Source organism: Bartonella mastomydis (assembly GCF_900185775.1).
In the GTDB taxonomy this organism is placed as follows: Bacteria; Pseudomonadota; Alphaproteobacteria; order Rhizobiales; family Rhizobiaceae; genus Bartonella; species Bartonella elizabethae.
The window spans coordinates 1,111,516-1,131,460 of sequence record NZ_LT883138.1; the positions used below are offsets into that span (position 1 = coordinate 1,111,516).

Below are 19,945 nucleotides of genomic sequence, written 5' to 3' on the forward strand. Positions count from 1 at the left end.
ATTTGATAACATAAAGCACTTTATAAAAACAGCCAAACTTAATAAAAGTTTGGCTGTTTTTATATTATTCTCAACAGATAAATCTGAAAGAATTGCTTTTTTAAGAATTGTTTTGATTACTCATTCATTGAATTAGCCAACCATTGAATTAGATTGAATCAAAATATCTTCATCATCCACATCATCCGCAGCAGTCTTTTTTTCTCGTGCTTCCAAAAGTTGTGCATGTTGCAACTCGGTATGCGCTTCATGAAGAGCAATTTCAGCATTTGTTTTTTGAAGCTGTAAATCACGAATGGAATTGAGCAAATTATCACGTCTTTGCCGAGCCGCACGCGCAAAAGCAGAATAAGCAAAATGGTGAACATCACTGTTTCCAGATTTACGTTCTTCATGAGAAATCTGCGTTTCCAGTTCTAACACCATTCGTTCAAATTCTGCGATCATCATTTCAAGCTGTGCAATTTCACGGCGCTTTCCACGCACTTGAAACATCCTCAATCGCACCATATTTTCCCGTGGCTTCATACTCACTACTCCTTGATTGTGCCAACTCAAAACGCGCATTCATACTCAATTCATATCGTTTTAGTTATATGTCTAGCCGAAAAACAGTCTATTAATAAGACCATAACTCCGCCCTTCCTTAAAGCATCTGCAAACACAACCTTCTTTAAAGAGCCATAACTATTTCTTCACTTTTTCCCCCACTATAAAATGAAGAGGTTTAAAGCTCCGTAAATAAACACTGAAATTGTAAAAAAGTAATTTATAAAGCTTTTTTTAAAAGATTTTTTTAGATTACAGTTTATAAGAAAAGCCCTTCATTTTTTATTATGTTAAAAAGTACGCAATTTTTTTAAAATAATTTTGTAGCCTCTTTTAAAAATAACAATATTTTGTTAACCACTATCATGGATAGTGGGGAATTTAGTAGTGATTGTTACGCGTACTACTGAAATATTCATAAACGCTTTATTGCTAAGTGTTTGATTTCATGAATTGTTTTTATCAACAGTGGTTTTACCAACTGTTTATAAAATAGAAATGCTCCTTGTGATTCGTAAAGGAGCAAAGTGAGGGATCTAAAATGCGCGTATTATTAATTGAAGATGATAGAGCGGTTACTCAAAGCATTGAGTTGATGCTAAAGTCAGCCAATTTTAATGTTTATATCACTGATCTTGGTGAAGAAGGTATCGATTTAGGAAAACTCTATGATTATGATATCATTTTGCTTGATCTAAATTTACCCGATATGTCAGGGTACGATGTCTTGCGCACTCTAAGGTTGGCAAAAATAAAAACGCCTGTCCTTATCCTTTCTGGTATGAATGCCATTGAGGACAAGGTTCGTGGTTTTGGCTCTGGGGCAGACGATTATATGACAAAACCTTTTCATAAGGATGAGCTTATTGCGCGTATTCATGCAGTTGTTCGTCGTTCTAAAGGACATGCACAATCAGTTATTGTTACTGGTGATCTCACTGTTAACCTTGACGCAAAAACTGTCGAAGTTGCAGGACGCCCTGTTCACTTAACCGGTAAAGAGTACCAAATGCTAGAGCTTCTTTCTTTGCGCAAAGGCACAACACTTACCAAAGAAATGTTTCTCAATCATCTCTACGGTGGAATGGATGAACCAGAACTAAAAATTATTGATGTTTTTATCTGTAAACTACGGAAAAAATTGGAAGCAGTCTCTTCTAATGCAAATTATATTGATACCGTTTGGGGACGTGGTTATGTCTTGCGTGATCCAGTTGAAGAGAACGTACGAAAAACCGCTTAAGCAGTGAAAATACACATTGTAAAATCTCGGGGTGTAGCGGGCCGAGATTTTTCCCGAGATTTTTCTCTGTCACAAGTAAAAAAACTCGCACACAAAAAATCTGATATAGAAAGCGCTTAAAGCTTAAGAAATAATACACTCTATTCGCAAATATAATTTTATCGCTCATAAGTTTGATCGAAGTTTCTTTTTCCCCAATACGGCTTAAGCGCTTCTCTCTTATTCAAAGCTTTTTCACACTTTCTAAAACAATACAATGATCCCTTTTATCAATATTTATTTTCATCTCTGTCACTTCAGCAAGTAACATTGTGTAATAAAATTGGATGACATGTGCATCAATAAGCTCTTCTTGAGCTTCTCCATGATATAACGCAAGAAAATGTGGAGGAATACGAAGAATTTCACCCACAATCTCAAATCGAAAAGAACGTTTATTTTCCTCTTGCACAATCATAACAACAATTTCACCGCCACGAGAAACTGTTGCATTTGCAATCAATAACAAATTCAGCAAAAGTTTAACTTCATCTTTTTGTAACAAAAGAGAGGGAACCTGCCATTTTAAAGTTGCTTTTTCTTGCAGCATATATTGTTGCGCAACCTGCTCTGCAGCACGTGTCTCTATTTGTCCCCCACTTGCACCAGCAAAACCAAAAGCCAATCGCGCAAATTGTAGACGTGCAGAAGCACTCGCAACGGATAAACGCACCAATTGCAAAGCCTCTTCTTCTGCGCCTCCCTCGTCATAAAGCTCCATTGCATTTTGAATAGCCCCCACAGGTGAAATTAAATCATGGCAAAGTCGACTACAAAGCAAAGCAGCAAGATCCATAGGCTTCAAAGAAATAGCAAACGTCATACGATTGAAAACTCCTATATTCAAAAAATAAACTTCATTTTAAAGAAAAACTCTTAACATCTGATGCATAAGAGAAAACATTAACAGTCATGCTAAAAAATTTTTAGAAATAAATTCAAGAATTTAAATAACCTTACATCTTATTTTTTATTTGAATAGAATGAAAATCCTAATATTATCTTTTTGTTTGTCACTAATAAAAGGAGAAAACTCTATGGCTCTCTCTCTGCTAAAATACTGGTACAAAAATATTATATCTTTAATCTTCCTTTTATTCGTCACCATAAACACTGCATATGCTCAACTAAAACCGATAGAGCAAAGCGAGCCTCATTATTCACTTCAAGAAATTATTGATTCTGGTCATATTTTTTTTGGAAAAACAACCAGTGGTTTAGCGATCGCAATTCAAAATATTTTTTCACAATACGGTTATCCCAATGCCTATATTTTAGGAGAAGAGGCTTCGGGCGCCTTTTTTGCTGGATTAACCTATGGCGAAGGAAAAGTTTTTACCAAAAGTTATGGTCAGCATAAAGTTTTTTGGCAAGGTCCTTCAGTAGGCTGGGATTTTGGTGGCCAAGGTTCTCGTCTCATGATCTTGGTTTACAATCTTAAGAGCATAAATAATTTATGGGGACGCTATGGTGGTATTTCAGGTTCGGCCTATTTAATTGCAGGGGTTGGTTTTCATGTGCTCAAATACCATGATACCTTGTTAATCCCAATACGAACAGGAATCGGTGCACGTCTTGGTATCAACATAGGATATTTAAAATTAACACCGAAACCGACATGGAATCCGTTTTAAACGTCTTCTTATTTGAAAGGGGGTATTATGCTTATTCAATCGTTTCTTTTTTTTATTCTTGGGGTTGCCACCACTTCTTGGCTATTCGTTCTTTTATCCCCTCTTATTTGGCGTAAAGCCGTTCATTTTGCGCATAAAGATGTTTGTGCACAACTTCCATTATCACTCACAGAAATACAAGCAAACCACGATTTTATCTGTGCACAACATGCTGTAGAATTAGCAAAGAACCAACAAAAGTATGAATCTTTGCAAAAAAAATATGCCCATCAAAAAATACATCTGAGTCAAGTCATAGAACAACTTTATCGGCTATACCTCCCCGCACAAAACACTTCTCCCAAAGAATCGATCGCCATCAAACAAAATATTGTCAACACAAACACCTTCACAGGAAAGCAAACTGATGCATGAAAAAATCGCACAGTATCAGCAACGTTTACAAAAAATCCAAACTCATGAGCTTGATATAACGGCTAACCACCAGCTGCTAGAAGAATTCCGTGAAGAAACAAAAGATCTTGCCGCAACATTAGCGGCCCAAATAGCGCTACAGGAGGGGCACACATCACCCATCAACACACTGATTCAAAAATCCAAAAGCAAAAATGATTTAGCATCACGTATTCGCAAAAAAATAACTTATCTCTCCTCTAAAGGCCCTGTTAAATAAGTTATCTCTTAAAACACCTTCAATGAAGAGTAAAATCAATAAAGGTTCATTGTAGCTCTCATAATCCAAATGCCTTTTATTAAACGTGACTTTCTCGCTAAACTAAAGAAAAAATTTCTTACCCTACACCGCTTTAAAGGACAGCATTTCATGAATCCTAAAGGCAAATAACACTTAAAAAATATTCATCATACATTCTAACAAAAAATACCATCTAAGATAGATCACCCATAAAGCTTTTACCATAAGTTTTAAAGATAAAAGCACGCTCTCAAGAATGATAAAAATCTCTTATCTTTTGGATAATCATATCCTGATCCGCTTGCGCCAAGTAAGGATGCATTGGTAAACTTAACACACACTCTCCTAAAGACTCTGAAACAGAAAGGGAATCTTCTACATAAGGAAAGCGTTTATAAGCTAGCTGTTGGTGTAAAGGAGTTTTATAATAAATCATGGTAGGAATAGAATTTTTTTGTAAAAAATCTTTTAATTTATCACGCTCTCTTACCTTAATTGTATATTGTGCATAAGCAGAACGAATATTTTCTCCTATTTCTGGAACAGTAACAGTATCTCTTAACCCATTGGAATAGCGTTGAGCAATTTCTACACGCTTTTCCATTTCATCTTCAAAAATTACAAACTTTTCGAGTAAAATTGCAGCCTGAATACTATCAAGACGTGAATTCATACCAATCCGTACATTATCATATTGTGTTTCACCTTTCCCATGAAACAAAATAGAGCGTAAAAGTTCTGCCAAATCATCATCATTAGTCATCATAGCGCCTCCATCGCCATAACACCCTAATGGTTTTGCAGGATAAAAGCTTGTGGCCGCCACATCACCAAAAGCACCGCACATCGTCTTACCGCTTCTTCCCCCCATAGATTGAGCAGCATCTTCAATGACAAACAGATTTTCCTTTGCTGCCACTTGAGCAATTTGCACATAGTCAGCAGGAAGCCCAAATAAATCAACAGCAATAATAGCCTTTGGCTTTAGCCTTCCCTCTTTTTTAACCATTTCGATAGCGCGAGAAAGTTTTTCAACATCAATATTAAATGTATCGGGTAAAACATCCACAAAAACAGGCTCAGCCCCCACCAAAGCAACAACTTCAGCCGTCGCCGAAAAAGTAAAGCTAGGACAAAACACAGCATCCCCTGGACCGATATTTTTAGCCATAAGAGGCATCTTCAAAGCATCTGTTCCATTAGCACATGCAATGACATGTTTAACGCCAAGATACTCAGCCAATTTTTCTTCAAACTCTGTTACTTTTGGCCCCAAAATATACTGACCACTCGCAACCACATGCGCAATTGCAGAATTAATTTTATCTTCAATACGCGCCCGCTGCGCCCCAAGGTCGATGAATTGCATATTAACTCCATTGATCATCACAAGAATACAAAAGCACTACTTATCTCTTTTTATTTATCATAATTGACACCAGCAGCTGTTAAAATCCGTAAAACCGCAATAGCATCATCACCATTTGTACGAGGCAATTGACGTGTTTGAATACAATAAAGAAAATGCCGTAATTCGCAAGTAAGGGGCAAATCTTCACAAACATCAATGTAACTCAGCTCATCCATGCTAAAAGCCCACTCTTGCTTCTCTTTCCAAACGGCAAAATGGTGCATTGCCAATTTACGACTCCACGGTTCCATATCATCAAAAACGAGCATAGCCTTTGTCCCAACAACAGTTAAACGCCTCTCACGATAAGGGCTCAAACGTGAAGCAAAAAGATGACTACGTACACCATTTGGAAAAGTCATATGAACATGAGAAAAATCAGAAATCTGATCAACGACAGCAGCCCCCTCACCGCGAATTTCGGAAGGCTCACATCCTGTCAACGCTAAAATCATTGAGAGATCATGAGGGGCAAGATCCCATAAAGCATCACTGTGTGTGTGAAATTTTCCAAAGCCTAATCGATGAGAGTAAATATATCGCACCTCCCCCAATTCCCCGTTTTTCACCAATTCACACATTTTTTCAAAAGCCGGATGGAAACGTAAAATATGGCCCACCATAAAAACCCGCGCATAGTCCTCAGCCTCCTGAACTTGGCGTTTAGCATCAGCAACACTCAAGGCTATTGGTTTTTCCACCAAAACATCTTTGCCATTTTTAACAGCACGCAGCACATTTTGCGTATGAAATTGTGGCGGCAGCGCTAATACGAGCGCATCAATATTTTGATGAGTGAAAAGATCATCTGGTGGAATAACCTCTACACCATACATCGCTGCAAAACTGGCAGCACGATCAGCATTAATATCAGAAACTGCTGCTAAAGCCCCAAGAGAGTGGAGTGTCCGTATATGGTTTTCACCCCAATGACCGCAACCTAAAACCGCTACACGTGGCACCATTTTTATGCCTTACCTTACTTTATCTACAAAATTATACTTTTACATATCGAGGATAAAATAGAATGACAAGAGAAAAGCTTAAAAACGATGCTTGACATCTCCCTATTCTACCTCTTATATCCGCAGAAGATGTAATTATTTGCACTTATAATTTTATTTTGGCGGAGTAGCTCAGTAGGTTAGAGCAGAGGAATCATAATCCTTGTGTCGGGGGTTCAAATCCCTCCTCCGCTACCATTTTTTTCACAGTAGTTTTTATAGTTGTAGCTTGCCAGCAGGTTTTCTACCAATCTATTTTCTTTCAAATGATTTTTAAGGGGTTTTCAAAGGGGCTTCAAAGATCTTTCAGAGATCATTTAAAGCCTCTTTAATGAGTCTTTATTTTTCTTCTCTTAAAGATCTCAATTTCTGATGATCCGTCATGAGCAAGAATCGCATTAAAAGAATCGTATTATTTGAGAAGAAGCATGCATAAAATGGTATCTTTTCTTTAGCATAAACTGCGTGACAGTTTTTCGGTTTTCTGAGGTATTATTAAAAAACAAAAGAAGCTTGGAGAAATTTAGTCAACTTGACCGTATTGCGTACCATTAATGCAATTGTGCAATGTTTGCACTATTACTTGTTTGAGAAATTGGATAAACATTACCCTATTGCTATCCTCATGCAATTGGATCAACATGATCCTATTGCTCCTTTAAGGAATAGGGACAACTTGTCCCAATTACTCTCTCCCACCCAAAGTGCAAACCTTGCACTTTAATCTCAAGAAACATCACGACCGATCAAAGGAGCAGGTTGCACCTTTGATTTTCTGTTTCTGATACGTTTAATTTTCTCATGCCTCTTTTCCCTTATCTGGTGCTTCAAAGGTTATTTCTGTGATGTATCCGCTTTACTTTTCATAGTGATGAACACAGTAGCAACCTTCTATGCACCATTGATTTCGTCTCGAAACCCTTGCAGGAGAAGCTGTTGACCTGCCATGATTTCAGGGCGCCCCTCAAGGCTTAAAGAACCACTGCCCATGGCTCGACAAAGCCTATCCGACTCAGAAAGCAGCCGCAGCTTGTGTTTCTGCCTCACAAGGGTAACACGTCCGCAGACGGCGAATGAGCCCCGTATACCCTGTGCGATGCGTAACAACGTGCTGTTGCCCTTTTGCGCGATCAAAATATCGTGTTTCTATCATGCTATATTGGATGCGCAGCTCGAGACTAAACTCTCAATGTGAACACTCATGTTAATAAATTGTCTAGAGGAGGAGATTGTCCCCGCTTAAAAATAAAAACTTATTTTTTTAATATACTGAAAAATAAATTATAAATTAAACTCATATATTGCGTATGTAACGATAAATTCAACTTTAACTTTGACAGAGAAAACAAAATAAATTACCAAAGTTATGCGTAATTAACGAAAAGCAATATCTATTTCTTTTCTTCTTTTGAAGAGTGTGGGGAATAATATTGGGGGCTTCAAAAGGAGAGTATTCGTGTATAAAAAATCCCTTCTGTCATCTATGGCGACAGCCGCTATCGTGCTGTTTAATATCCAATTCAATGTTCATGCTGAATCTCTTGAAGTTTCTGGAGAAAAAAAAGAGATCAAAGATGCCACTTATGAGACTCTTCATGCTCTAAAAGGCGGTCAAATCATCGGCAACCATTTAACGGTAAAAGCACCATATTACTATGATACATACGCTGTAACAGCTGAAGGCGCTAACAGTATGATTGAGTTATTAGATAATACAATCATAGAAAACAAAGATAATGAAATTAACTTAGGTCTTGAAGCCAAAGACGGAGCTACAATCAAAATGATTGGAGGTTCTATTATAACTTTCAGCACTGGTGCTTCTTTCAATAACAGTAAGAGCAAAGAAAATATGCTAGAAAATGTACTCATAACGAATGCAAAGGATGACCTAGAAACAACTTCAGGAATAGTTACTAAGAACAGCAATCTTACCTTAAAAGACGTAACTGTTCATGCTTTCAATGCTCTAGAGGCAGCTGATCATTCTCAAATAACAATATCAGGAGGGGAATTTAATGGAAAGCTTGATGGAGTATCTGCTAAGCAAGGCAGCATCATTGATATAAACAACAATGCTAAGATTACCTCATCTCTTTCTAGCGGCTTACGTGCAGATGGACCACAATCAAAAATCACAATGACAGGAGGAACTGTAAGCGGATATGCTCTAGGCACATTGCATGCAGAAAACGGCGGTCATATTGATGTTACAGATGCTGTTATAACATCAATAGATAGTACAGGAACTGGTGCTTTCGTAGAAAATGAGGGAAGTGTAATTGAATTACATGGCACAACGATTAAAGATGTTTCAACCGGAATTGACACAATTGAGAGTGGCATAATCAAAATGACCGGAGGCTCCATTACAGCTTCTATCATGGGAGGTAACATATATCACAGTGACAGCAAAGAAAACAAATTGGAAAATGTGCTGATATCGAGTCCTAAAGATGATAAAATACCATTCGTCGGATTATATGTCACCTACAACAGCAATCTATCTCTGAAAAATGTAACAATTACTCAAGCAAATAAAGGCATATATGCTCATGGTCATTCTCAAGTAACAGTATCAGGAGGATCAGTTTCTGCAAGCACCGTAGGGATGTCTGCTGAATCTGGAAGCATCATTAATATAAAAGATGAAGCTCACATTACCTCATCTAATGGTGGTGGATTATATGCAAGCGATTCTCAATCTAAAATCACCATGATGGGAGGAACAGTAAACGCAAAAGAAGCTTCCTTGTACACTGCAAACGGGGGGCATATTGATGCCACAAACGTTTCTGCAACAGCGAAAATTGGGGGGGTGCAGCTCATGTCCCTTCTTCATACTATTCCCAATGAATTATATGATCTTAAAGATTATCAAAATGCTGAGATTAATTTGACCGATACAAAAATTCATGTCGATAATGGCGCTGGAATTCTCATTGGAGCTTTCAGTGATCATACCATTGAAAATATTACCAATCTGTCAATCGGTACAGCCAATCTCATAAATTCAGAAATTCATGCCGATGTTTTATTAGGCAATGGAACTTTTGTAAGAGACAAAGAATTTTGGGATTATATAGATGCAAAAGCAATACCCATCGGCAGTTTCACATTAAATGCAGATCATTCCACCTTAGAAGGCAGAGCAAACATTGCACAAGAGAGAAATGTACGCTTTGACCTGAAAAACGGGACAAAATGGTTCTTAAAAAACAGTACACAAGAGAAAAATGCTGAGGGCAATTTGCTTGATATCACTCAAAGGTCACGTTCTGACATTTCTGTGCTAGATCTCGAAAACAGCTCTGTTATTTTTCAAGAACCAACAGAAAATCATTACCACACATTGCATATAGGCTCTGGTAAACCAGAGACTAAAGCCGTCTATAATGCAACAGGCGATGCACAGATTTCTTTCAATACTTGGTGGAGTGATGGTAAACCAATTGCTGACCAAAAAACCGATCGGCTTTTGATCAATGGGGATGTTTCGGGAACTACAAATATTTTTGTTAATTTAAAAGGAAATACCACTCAACAAAAACCTTCTGATGTTGAGAAAAATATACGGGGACTTTCTCTTATCCAAGTTTCTGGAACAGCTGAAGAAAGCTCTTTTAAATTAGCCCATGGCTATACCACAATAAATGGTTCACCAGATAAATATATGCTCCGTGTCTATGGACCAAACTCAAGCCAAGGCAAAGCGGATATAAAACAAAATCTCTTTGATGAAAAAAATGAAAATTTCTGGGATTTTCGTCTACAACCGGAGTTTCTTAATTCTAATCCAGAGTCCGGCTCTAATCCAGAGGGATCAGGTTCTAATCCAGAGTCCGGTTCTCATCCTGAAGCAAATGTACATGCGCCTGTAGCACAAATGGCAAGCTATTTGGTCATGCCAAATGCTCTCTTCTATAGTGGATTGACTGATATGGCTGAACAAAACGCATTGTTGGCAAATATCAGAACAGCGCTCATAGATAAAGGACAAGAAAAACAGAATGGCTTTTTCTTACACACCTATGGAAGCACAGGAACCTTCTCCTCTGAAAGCGCGCCACGCCAATATGGTTATAGCGGTGCTGATCTTCGCTATGCCGCTCTACAAGGAGGGGTGAACTTCGCAACACTGGAAGGACATAATACCACAACACATTTCGGTCTTTTAGGAACCTATGGACAGCTTTCCTTTACGCCAAAAGATATGCAAGATGCTGGAAAAAACACCGTTGATAAATGGTCCCTCACAGCTTATGGAACCATACAATACGACAATGGCTTTTATCTTGATACGCTGTTATCCTATGGCATCTTAAAGGGAGAGATCACCAATGCCCTCATTGGGACAACCGCAAAATTGAAGAATGCCAAAATGTTGAACATCTCCACAACCGTTGGCAAACAATTTGCAACAGGAATTCAGGGTGTAACATTCGAACCGCAGGCACAACTTGCTTATCAACATTTGGCATTTGATACCATTTTAGATGCTGATAATCTGACCATTGACATGCAAAATCCTCACCAATGGATGATCCGTGTTGGCGGGCGTTTGACCAAAAGCATTACCACTGAAAACAACCGTCCTATGTCTTTCTATGGAAAAGTTAACTTGATCAAAACTTTTGGAGATGATCAAGCACTCCATATTGATAAAGATTATAAACTTGATGCTATGGGATCTGCACTTGAAGGTGGGCTTGGTATCAGTGCACAATTGTCCACAAACCTCTCCCTTCATGGTGATGTGAGTTATCAACAAAAGCTGCAAAAAACGGGGATTTCTGGAGCAAGTTTTTCAGGCGGAATACGCTATCAGTTTTGAGGCAAAACTTTAACAACAGGTGTATTGTTATTCTATACACTGCATCAAACAAAAAAGGCAGCATAATATGCTGCCTTTTTTAATTTATGACAATTTGTTTTTTAAACGGTTTTTTAAAATCAAAAACAGCAAAATAATTGAAGACTGTCATTGACCATTGAAAACTTTTTACAAGAACTTCTCTTTTATAAAGCAGAAAGCTGAGCATTTTTTGATGAATAATACGCAAAGCTCTAAAAAAGAGCACAACTAAAAAATAAGACGATATTATAAAATAATTAAGAAGCTTTTCCCGAACACGCAGCCATTATTCTCTTCTGTTATTTCTCACACATTTAATGCTTAAAATCTTAAAATAAAAAAACTAAACAGAAAATGATAAGCAAAAAACAAGACAATACTATCAAACAAAGGATGTGTGTTATAAGCCAGTTGTATATTTCACAACCAGAGTTCTAATAGGATTTTAAATATTATAGCTCAAACACTATCCAGCAAATTCATAACTAAAAAAAATCCTATTATTCTCCCTTCCCTTTCACAAAGCCGCCAAGCATCTTCAGAAACTTCAACACAGAAAAAACGACATTTTCTCTTCTGGAAAATTAATCACGCTCTTTGTTCTCTATGAACGATAGGCTCAATACTGGCTTCAAAAAACTTCTTTGTATAATCGTTTTGTGCATGTAGATTACGCAATTCATCATTGCTAAGCTCTTCAAGAATAATCCCTTTATGCATAATGCCAACCCGTTCACAAATATGTGCTACAACAGCAAGATCATGGGATACCATCAAATAAGTAAGCTTTTTTCTCTCACGTAACGATTTCAACAAGTTTAAAATTTCAGCCTGTACCGACACATCCAATGCAGATGTTGGCTCATCAAGCAACAAAACCTCTGGCTCGATAATTAAAGCACGAGCAAGAGCAATACGTTGACGCTGCCCTCCAGATAATTCATGAGGATAACGATAAAGAAACGAAGAATTTAAGCCAACGGAATCTAAAGCATCCTCTACCCGTTCTCTTTGATTATCCATACCATGAATTTTAAGCGATTCAGAAAGAACCGTATGAACCATTTTTCTTGGATGAAGGGACGCATAAGGATCTTGAAAAACCATTTGAATACGACGCAGAAAACTCTTGTCCCTTTTTTTTGCAACCTCTTCTCCATCAAAAAGAAACTGTCCACTATACTCTGAAATAAGCCCTACCAATGTATTCAAAATAGTTGATTTTCCACATCCAGATTCACCAATCAAACCATAAGCTTCTCCACGCTTAATATGAAAATTAACATTTCTAACAACGGTTACAGCCTTATGTCTGTGCCCAAACGTGACAGATAAATTAGAAACATCAATAATATTCTTACAATTTGTCATGATGAACCTCCTCAACACCATTAACAATCGTAGGATTATACAACCAATCAGGATCGCGCTCAGGAACAGCCAAAACATCGACAGGATTATCAAGCCGTGGCAAACTGGCGAGCAAAGCCTTTGTATAAGGATGACAAGCGTGAGACAAATCAGAAGCAGGCAATTCTTCTAGCACACGGCCCGCATACATCACCAAAATACGATCACAAAAATCAGCAATCATATTCAAATCATGACTAATAAAAATAAGCCCCGTTCCCGACTTTGTCACAAGTTCATCTAATACGGACAAAACTTGTCGTCTGACTGTAATATCAAGCGCAGATGTTGGTTCATCGGCAATAATTAAATCAGGTTTTGGAATGAGCATCATTGCAATCATCACACGTTGCCCCATCCCCCCAGATATTTCATGAGGAAAGAGACGCATCACATGTTCAGGATCACGAATATGAACAGATTCTAACATAGATATGGTTCGCTCCCGCGCTTCAGCTTTTGAAACACGGTAATGAATACGGTAAGCCTCCATAATCTGTTCCCCAATCCGGATGAGTGGATTAAGTGAATATTTGGGGTCCTGTAAAATCATTGAAATACGCTTACCGCGGATTTTTCGCATCTGAGCTTCACTTGCCGTCAATAAATCGACATCCTCAAAGCGCATTTTTTTGGCTTTAACAATGGCTGATTTTGGACTCAGCTTTAGTATTGCCCGTCCAGTCATCGATTTTCCAGATCCGGATTCACCAACAATGCCAATTTTTTCTTTTCCGACAGAAAAGCTAACACCGCGCACAACTTCTGCCATACCGCGCGTTGTAGGAAAAGAAATACGTAAATCTTCTACTTCTAATAATTTATTACCCATTGCGTGGATCCAATACATCACGAAGACCATCACCTAAAAGATTGAAAGCAAGGCTTGCAAATAATATTGCACAGCCTGGTATTGCCGCCAACCACCAATTTGTCATCATAAATTCCCGCCCTGAAGAAAGCATCGCCCCCCATTCAGGACTTGGAAGTTGAGCTCCCAACCCTAAAAATCCAAGGCCTGCAGCCGTGAGAATAATCCCAGACATATCCAAAGTTAATCGCACAATCACCGAAGGAATACACATGGGCGCAACATGAAACAAAATAATCCGCCAAGCAGAAGCCCCCTGCAAGCGCACCACAGAAACATAATCAGAAGAACGTATTGTCAAAGTCTCAGCGCGCGCTAAACGTGCGATTGGCGGCCATGCTGCAATTGAAATGGCAATAGAAGCATTTTCAATCCCTGGTCCCAATGCAGCTGAAAAAGCAAGAGCTAAAATCAACGCTGGAAAAGCGAGAAAAATATCAACAATACGCATGAGCACAGTATCAACCCATCCACCCACATAACCAGAGACAGTTCCAACAATAAGCCCTATTGGTCCGACAATAATGGTTGTGAGAAAAACAACATAAAGAGTAATACGAGAACCAAAAACAAGACGGCTAAAAATATCACGTCCTAATTCATCTGTCCCAAAATAATGAGCCATAGAGGGGGGCTGTAATCGATGCCCCAGATCGTTGCTCAGAAAATCGTGCGTCGCAATCCAAGGAGCAAAAAGTGCACATATGACAATAATACAAATAATAAGCAGACCAAATACAGCCGAAAAGTTATGAAAAAATTTAACCAGTGCGTGATAAATTCTTTGTATGTTTGCTTGAATTACGGACCTTGGAACAGGATCATTTAACCAAGAACTCAAAGAAGATGATGATGGCGATTTATGATGATTACTGACTGTCATATTCAACGTGTCCTTGGATCAAAAATGCGATAAAGCAAATCAGAAAATAAATTAATGGCGACAAAGATAAATCCTACAAGTAAAGTACATCCGACAACTGCATTCATATCTCCAGCGAGAAGAGCATTTGTCAAATAATGTCCAAAACCAGGCCAAGCAAAAACTGTCTCCGTCAAAACAGCCCCTTCTAATAAAAAAGCATAAGAAAGTGCAACAACGGTAATAACTTGAACAGCAGCATTCCGAAAGGCATGTCCCCAAACCGTTCGCGCCCACGATAACCCCTTTACACGTGCCGTAATGATATATTCCTGATTGAGTTGCTCAATCATAAACCCACGAGTCATACGACTAATATAAGCCATAGCCCCGAAAGCCAAGATCAAAGCAGGCGTAATAATGTGACTAAAGACATTCCCAAAAGCCTCCCATTGTCCTTGGCTCGCGGTATCCCAAAGAAAAAATCCTGTTTTGGGTTCAAAAGAATATTCATAAAGAAAATCAAGTCGCCCTGGACCACCAACCCAGCTCAGTTTAGCATAAAAGATTAACAACGCCATCAGCCCAAGCCAAAATGTCGGCGTAGAATAACTCAAAAGTGTAAAAACACGGACAACATAATCAATAAATGAATCGCGATACATTGCTGCAAAAACACCAAAAGGGATTCCAAGAGTTGTGCCAATAACAATAGCAACCGTTGCAAGCTCTAATGTTGCCGGAAATACGCGCATAATGTCTTCTAAAACAGGACGTCCAGACGTTAAGGCATCTCCAAAATCAAACAAAAATACATTATGAAGATACTTCCAATATTGAACAATCAACGGCTTATCAAGACCCAGCTTATAATACATGGCATCATAAGCTTCCTGACTAATATTATCACCAAGAATAGACAGAACAGGATCGAGAGGAAGAAGATGACCAAGAAAAAAAGTGATCGTCACCAACCCAAGCAATGTAATAAAAACTGAAATAAGAAGTTTTAATCCCTTGGACAAAAAATCCCATAAAAATAATTTTTTCTGCTTTTCTGATACAGCTCTTTCAGTCTCTGAAAGTGGCAAAACCATTATAAAAATCCCCTCTGTAGCGATAAAACATAAAGCGAATACCTTTTTTTATAGAATGAAACAATTTCTTATTAAGCATGTTCTGCAACGCTTCTCCCTAACATGCTTCTTTTTATTTTTCTGCTTCATTGTAGTAAAGTCTGTAACTATTCCAAACCCATTTTTTGACATCAGGTCCCATACCAACGGTATAATATGTCTGAAATAAATAAACCATAGGACCATGCTCTAGCACATAATGCTGTAAAGTACGATATTGCATAATACGCTTCTTAGGGTCTTGTTCAAACAAAGCATCCGTCACCATTTTATTAACATTTTCATCATAATAACCAGCGCGCCAAGCTAAATACATATTATACTTTTTCGTAAAAGTTGGATCAGGATTAAACACGTGATTTAATGAAGCAGGATGCCCATCAGGATCAGCACTCCCCCACCCCATAAGGGCTGTATCATAATTTCCACCGCGTACACGACTCAACAATTGATTTTGCGCCATTTTTTCAAGTGTCAGCTCAACACCAATTTTGTGTGCATTCGCTTGAATAGACTGCGCAACAGACGACATATAACTAAGGCTACCCACTAAAAGATTAGCTTTAAAACCTTTAGGATAACCAGCTTCAGTAATTAACTGTTTGGCTTTTTCCAAATCTAACTTAAAGGGAAGCCCTTCTTTTTCATCCAAAGCACCTGGAACACCTAAAGACATATAAGTTGCCCGTGGAATAGCAATCCCCTTCAACACAGTTTTTCCAAGACCTTCATAATCAACCAAATAACGAAGCGCTAATCTGACTTTTTCGTTTGCAAAAATTGCATTCTTATTGTTTAACGATAGATAAATGATCTGCGGACGCAAAACACGACTAATTTTGACCGAGCCACCTTTTTTTTCAAGGTCTAAAATATCCTCTGAAGAAAGATCACGCGCTATATCCACATCACCTTTTTCCAAAAGAAGCCTTTGACTTGCTGAATCCGCTACATGCCGCACGACAATTTGCTTAATTTTAGGCACATTCCCCCAATAATGCTGTGTAGCCTCTAACACAACTTTGTCCCCTGGAGACCAATTTGCCAATTTATAAGGTCCAACACAAGCCGAATGTGTTGCTAAGTATTTATTCCCCATATCACCATTAATACTCTGCGCTTCAATTGTTTTGCGATCAAGCAGAGCAGAAGCATAGGATTGTCCAATAACAGTCAATATGAGCTGAATAGGATAGGGTTTATCTAATTTTAATTGTAAAGTCTTATCATCAAGAGCCTGAATATTTGTTTCAACATTATCTTTGGTAAACCCATAATCCATTAAAGATTGAGCATAGCTTAAGCCTAATTTAATAATCCGTCGCATCGACCATACGAGATCTTGTGCCGTCGCCACTCTTCCATCATCAAACTTTAAGTCATCACGAAGATGAAAAACTATTCTTTTGCCATGATCTAAAACATCCCAAGATTTTGCCATAGCAGGACGAATTTTTGTAGGATCATGCTCATCATATTGCACGAGCGCGCTACAAATATTCGTCAATAATTCACTTGTCACAACCTCAACGGTTTGCGCTGGATCAAAACCACTAATTGAATCAATATTCCATGCCATCACCAATATATCTTTAGATGAAGCACTAAATGCTGAGACTATAGCCCCATTTAAAAATCCTACTGTGCTTAATAAAACACAAATTCTTTTCAACATTCTTTTTTCCCCATTTTATCTCTTGTCTCTTGCTTTTGTATTTCTGTAGCTTTTCACACACAGTGATTGTGATTTTGGTCTTTCACCTTTTAAACAGCATAGTATCAAACATCAACTTCATTTAATCAAACGAGGTATCTATAAATTAATTCTCTCATATATCAATCTATATTCGAGATAAAGAGAATCTGTAACAATAAACAAAGCCTCCCCATTATAACTTTCCATATTTACCTCTCCCTATAAGTAACCTCAAACTTATACGGCACAATCCCCCACAATTCCATTCTCCTTTAAAAGACTGAAGAGCTTCTATATGGAAGAATATTTTCATCATACAATTATGATCAAGCTCTCTTTACCTTTGAGAACACAAAAAGACACGCTTATTTTTCAATTTCATTATAAAAAACACGCGGCGCACTATTCCAAACCCATTTTTTGACATCAGGTGTCATCGCGATAACATTATATTTCTGAAAGATAAATGCATAAGGGCCTTTTTGCATTAACTCACGTTGTAAATCAGCATAGAGTTGTGCCCGCTTTTGTGGATCTTTTTGAAATAAAGCCTCTTCAACTTTTTTATTCATCTCTTTATCAAAATACCCATGCTGCCAACTAGGATAGGCTGTATTTTTTGCCTCAAACCGATTATCCGGATTATATACAAGACGTGAAGCCATTGTATGAGGATCCGTAGACCCGCTATTCCATCCGATAAAAGTGGTATCAAAAGCTCGAGCATCCACCTTTGAAAACAACTGTGTCCCTGCCACACGTTCAATTTTAAGATGCACCCCCGCCTGTGCTGCACTATCTTGGAGTGACTGGGCAAGAGCTAAAGTATAAGGAGTATTTGAAACAAGAAATTTTGCCTCAAATCCATTTGGATAACCACCCTCTGCTAAAAGTTTCTTGGCTTTTTGAATATCAAGCTTAAAAGGCTGCCCTTCTTTTTCATCCAAAGCGCCAAAGTTGCCAAGAGGAATAAAACTTGCCCGTGGAACACCAACACCTTTGAGAAGCTTCTTACCAAAACCCTCATAGTCTATGAGATAACGCATCGCCAAGCGTACTTTTTCATTCGCAAAAATGGGATTTGTCATGTTGAAGCCCCAATACATCATGCTTGGCACCAACACCTTTTCGACTTTAATATCTGTTGTTTTTTGTAGATCTGCAAGATCTTCAGAGGTCAAATTACGAGCAACATCAATATCGTGTTTTTGCAACAATAAACGTTGTGTTCCAGGCTCTGCAACATGACGAATGAGTATCTGCTTCAATTTTGGTGCTTCCCCCCAATAATGGGCGCTTGCACGCAACAAAAGAGCTTCTCCAGGGCGCCAACTTTTTAACTGATAAGGACCAACACAAGCAGCATGTGTTTTTAAATACTGATTGCCCAAATCGCCATCTTTTTCATGCTTCATAATAGTCTCGCGATCAAGCAAAGCCGTTACATGATTTGCAACAACATTATTAAGAATAAGCTCTGCTGGATAAGGCTTATCAAATTTCATTACCACTGTTTTTTCATCAGGCGCTTGCAAAGCATCATCAATATTTTGCTCTGTAATTCCGTATTCATTAAAAGTTGCCGCATCGGCCATTTTTAATTTGACAACCCTCTTCATGCCCCAAACAAGATCATTGGCGTTGGCTGCTCTCCCATCATTAAACTTTAAACCATCACGCAAATGAAAGGTAATCACCGTACTGTGATCATCCCCAGAAACATCCCAATGTGTTGCTAATGCCGGAACCATTTTCGTTGGATCATCTGTCGCAATACTGACCAAATTATCACAAACGTTTTCAATAATTTCACTTGCATAAACATCATTGCTTTGAGCTGGATCAAACGTACTGATTGCATCCATATTCCAAGCCATCACAAGGGTATCAGCGGGTGTTTTAGCTGAAGCCTGTTGTGCAACCACGCCCAGTACCATAAGAACAGAAATAAGGGAGCTGCTCCCTTTTAATATTTTTTTCTTCAAGTTCATAAAATTTCCCCTTTATTTTCTATCAATGAATGACACTGAAATGACATGCAAATTTATAATCATAAAGGGCACTATTTATAATTATAAAGATTGAGAAAATACGTTCTCATCACTTATACAGAGTCATCTTCTTTTAAATCCCATACACTTTATAAATTCATTGATTGACAGTCTCAACCAAACCATAGTGAACATGGAATGTATGTCTTACCAACCAATATCACACTCTTTTCATAATAGCTCTTTGCACACAACAATGCGCTTTATCAGCCCCCAATTAAGTATCAAAACAAAATTCATGATATAATTTTCCCCAAAGACATAACGAATATAAATCCTTCTAAACTTTAGTACGCATCATTGCTTTGCCGCTATAAAAATAGAATAGCCAACAACATGCTGTAATAAAACGTTTAGTTTCAACAGCCACACACAGAGATTCAATGAGCAATGTTGTGAATACCAGCCTGTCTGAGCTTAAGTATCCTCCCCAAAACTGGAGCTCACACGCAGCAAACCCCCTCTCTCATAGAGGAAAGTTATCAGATAA

Annotated in this window: 13 protein-coding genes, 1 tRNA gene and 2 pseudogenes; 5 read left to right on the forward strand and 11 right to left on the reverse strand. The window is 38.1% G+C overall.

Annotation, left to right across the window (positions count from 1 at the left end; all coding sequences use genetic code 11):
- Positions 1–132 precede the first annotated feature (132 nt).
- Entirely contained in the window at positions 133–528 is a 396-nt protein-coding gene (locus FJG96_RS08055; protein WP_139413494.1) for a flagellar export protein FliJ, read from the reverse strand.
- A gap of 562 nt (positions 529–1,090) precedes the next feature.
- Between FJG96_RS08055 and ctrA the strand changes: the two genes are divergently transcribed.
- Positions 1,091–1,792, forward strand: coding sequence for a response regulator transcription factor CtrA (gene ctrA / locus FJG96_RS08060; RefSeq protein WP_005773147.1), 702 nt, complete (start codon positions 1,091–1,093; stop codon positions 1,790–1,792).
- A 223-nt stretch (positions 1,793–2,015) separates the two neighbouring features.
- Here ctrA and chpT read toward each other — a convergent pair whose 3' ends face one another.
- Positions 2,016–2,654, reverse strand: a complete 639-nt coding sequence (chpT, locus tag FJG96_RS08065) for a histidine phosphotransferase ChpT (RefSeq protein ID WP_139413495.1) — start codon at positions 2,652–2,654, stop codon at positions 2,016–2,018.
- A gap of 214 nt (positions 2,655–2,868) precedes the next feature.
- Between chpT and FJG96_RS08070 the strand changes: the two genes are divergently transcribed.
- Positions 2,869–3,465 (forward strand): DUF1134 domain-containing protein, encoded by a 597-nt coding sequence (locus tag FJG96_RS08070; protein ID WP_139413496.1) that lies wholly within the window; start codon positions 2,869–2,871, stop codon positions 3,463–3,465.
- 27 nt (positions 3,466–3,492) lie between these two features.
- Positions 3,493–4,138 (forward strand): annotated as a pseudogene (locus FJG96_RS09140) (hypothetical protein).
- A gap of 271 nt (positions 4,139–4,409) precedes the next feature.
- Here FJG96_RS09140 and FJG96_RS08085 read toward each other — a convergent pair.
- Together FJG96_RS08085 and FJG96_RS08090 are read right to left on the reverse strand one after the other, a co-directional pair.
- On the reverse strand, positions 4,410–5,528 hold the full coding sequence (locus FJG96_RS08085) for a DegT/DnrJ/EryC1/StrS family aminotransferase (protein ID WP_139413498.1): 1,119 nt from the start codon (positions 5,526–5,528) through the stop codon (positions 4,410–4,412).
- A gap of 50 nt (positions 5,529–5,578) precedes the next feature.
- Positions 5,579–6,535 carry a Gfo/Idh/MocA family protein gene (locus tag FJG96_RS08090; RefSeq protein ID WP_139413499.1) on the reverse strand — a complete coding sequence of 319 codons (957 nt, stop codon included), beginning with the start codon at positions 6,533–6,535 and terminating at the stop codon, positions 5,579–5,581.
- 160 nt (positions 6,536–6,695) lie between these two features.
- Here FJG96_RS08090 and FJG96_RS08095 point away from each other — a divergent pair.
- Positions 6,696–6,772 (forward strand) — tRNA-Met (locus tag FJG96_RS08095).
- A 528-nt stretch (positions 6,773–7,300) separates the two neighbouring features.
- Here the strand turns inward: FJG96_RS08095 and FJG96_RS08100 are convergent.
- A pseudogene (locus tag FJG96_RS08100) lies at positions 7,301–7,832 on the reverse strand (late control protein); the annotation flags it as partial.
- Between the two features lie 198 nt (positions 7,833–8,030).
- Here FJG96_RS08100 and FJG96_RS08105 point away from each other — a divergent pair.
- The gene (locus tag FJG96_RS08105; protein WP_139413500.1) at positions 8,031–11,408 is read left to right on the forward strand and encodes an autotransporter family protein; all 3,378 of its coding nucleotides are present in this window, start codon (positions 8,031–8,033) and stop codon (positions 11,406–11,408) included.
- Positions 11,409–12,017: 609 nt separating this feature from the next.
- Here the strand turns inward: FJG96_RS08105 and FJG96_RS08110 are convergent.
- From FJG96_RS08110 to FJG96_RS08135, 6 genes are all read right to left on the reverse strand, one after another.
- The gene (locus FJG96_RS08110; RefSeq protein ID WP_139413501.1) at positions 12,018–12,800 is read right to left on the reverse strand and encodes an ABC transporter ATP-binding protein; all 783 of its coding nucleotides are present in this window, start codon (positions 12,798–12,800) and stop codon (positions 12,018–12,020) included.
- Positions 12,787–13,671 carry an ABC transporter ATP-binding protein gene (locus FJG96_RS08115; protein WP_139413502.1) on the reverse strand — a complete coding sequence of 295 codons (885 nt, stop codon included), beginning with the start codon at positions 13,669–13,671 and terminating at the stop codon, positions 12,787–12,789. The genes FJG96_RS08110 and FJG96_RS08115 overlap by 14 nt, the downstream gene beginning before the upstream one ends.
- Entirely contained in the window at positions 13,664–14,593 is a 930-nt protein-coding gene (locus FJG96_RS08120; protein WP_139413503.1) for an ABC transporter permease, read from the reverse strand. The genes FJG96_RS08115 and FJG96_RS08120 overlap by 8 nt, the downstream gene beginning before the upstream one ends.
- Positions 14,594–14,595: 2 nt before the next feature.
- Positions 14,596–15,669, reverse strand: coding sequence for an ABC transporter permease (locus FJG96_RS08125; protein WP_139413504.1), 1,074 nt, complete (start codon positions 15,667–15,669; stop codon positions 14,596–14,598).
- Between the two features lie 112 nt (positions 15,670–15,781).
- Positions 15,782–17,383: an ABC transporter substrate-binding protein gene (locus tag FJG96_RS08130; RefSeq protein WP_139413505.1), complete on the reverse strand. Its 1,602-nt coding sequence runs from the start codon at positions 17,381–17,383 to the stop codon at positions 15,782–15,784.
- A 386-nt stretch (positions 17,384–17,769) separates the two neighbouring features.
- On the reverse strand, positions 17,770–19,395 hold the full coding sequence (locus FJG96_RS08135) for an ABC transporter substrate-binding protein (RefSeq protein ID WP_139413506.1): 1,626 nt from the start codon (positions 19,393–19,395) through the stop codon (positions 17,770–17,772).
- Between the last annotated feature and the right edge of the window lie 550 nt (positions 19,396–19,945).

Excerpts from the sequence above, each read along its gene's own strand:
- FJG96_RS08090 (WP_139413499.1), bottom strand. The coding sequence starts at position 6,535 with ATGGTGCCACGTGTAGCGGTTTTAGGTTGCGGTCATTGGGGTGAAAAC.
- chpT (WP_139413495.1), bottom strand. The coding sequence starts at position 2,654 with ATGACGTTTGCTATTTCTTTGAAGCCTATGGATCTTGCTGCTTTGCTT.
- ctrA (WP_005773147.1), top strand. The coding sequence starts at position 1,091 with ATGCGCGTATTATTAATTGAAGATGATAGAGCGGTTACTCAAAGCATT.
- FJG96_RS08130 (WP_139413505.1), bottom strand. The coding sequence starts at position 17,383 with ATGTTGAAAAGAATTTGTGTTTTATTAAGCACAGTAGGATTTTTAAAT.
- FJG96_RS08085 (WP_139413498.1), bottom strand. The coding sequence starts at position 5,528 with ATGCAATTCATCGACCTTGGGGCGCAGCGGGCGCGTATTGAAGATAAA.
- FJG96_RS08120 (WP_139413503.1), bottom strand. The coding sequence starts at position 14,593 with ATGACAGTCAGTAATCATCATAAATCGCCATCATCATCTTCTTTGAGT.
- FJG96_RS08055 (WP_139413494.1), bottom strand. The coding sequence starts at position 528 with ATGAAGCCACGGGAAAATATGGTGCGATTGAGGATGTTTCAAGTGCGT.
- FJG96_RS08115 (WP_139413502.1), bottom strand. The coding sequence starts at position 13,671 with ATGGGTAATAAATTATTAGAAGTAGAAGATTTACGTATTTCTTTTCCT.
- FJG96_RS08070 (WP_139413496.1), top strand. The coding sequence starts at position 2,869 with ATGGCTCTCTCTCTGCTAAAATACTGGTACAAAAATATTATATCTTTA.
- FJG96_RS08125 (WP_139413504.1), bottom strand. The coding sequence starts at position 15,669 with ATGGTTTTGCCACTTTCAGAGACTGAAAGAGCTGTATCAGAAAAGCAG.
- FJG96_RS08135 (WP_139413506.1), bottom strand. The coding sequence starts at position 19,395 with ATGAACTTGAAGAAAAAAATATTAAAAGGGAGCAGCTCCCTTATTTCT.
- FJG96_RS08110 (WP_139413501.1), bottom strand. The coding sequence starts at position 12,800 with ATGACAAATTGTAAGAATATTATTGATGTTTCTAATTTATCTGTCACG.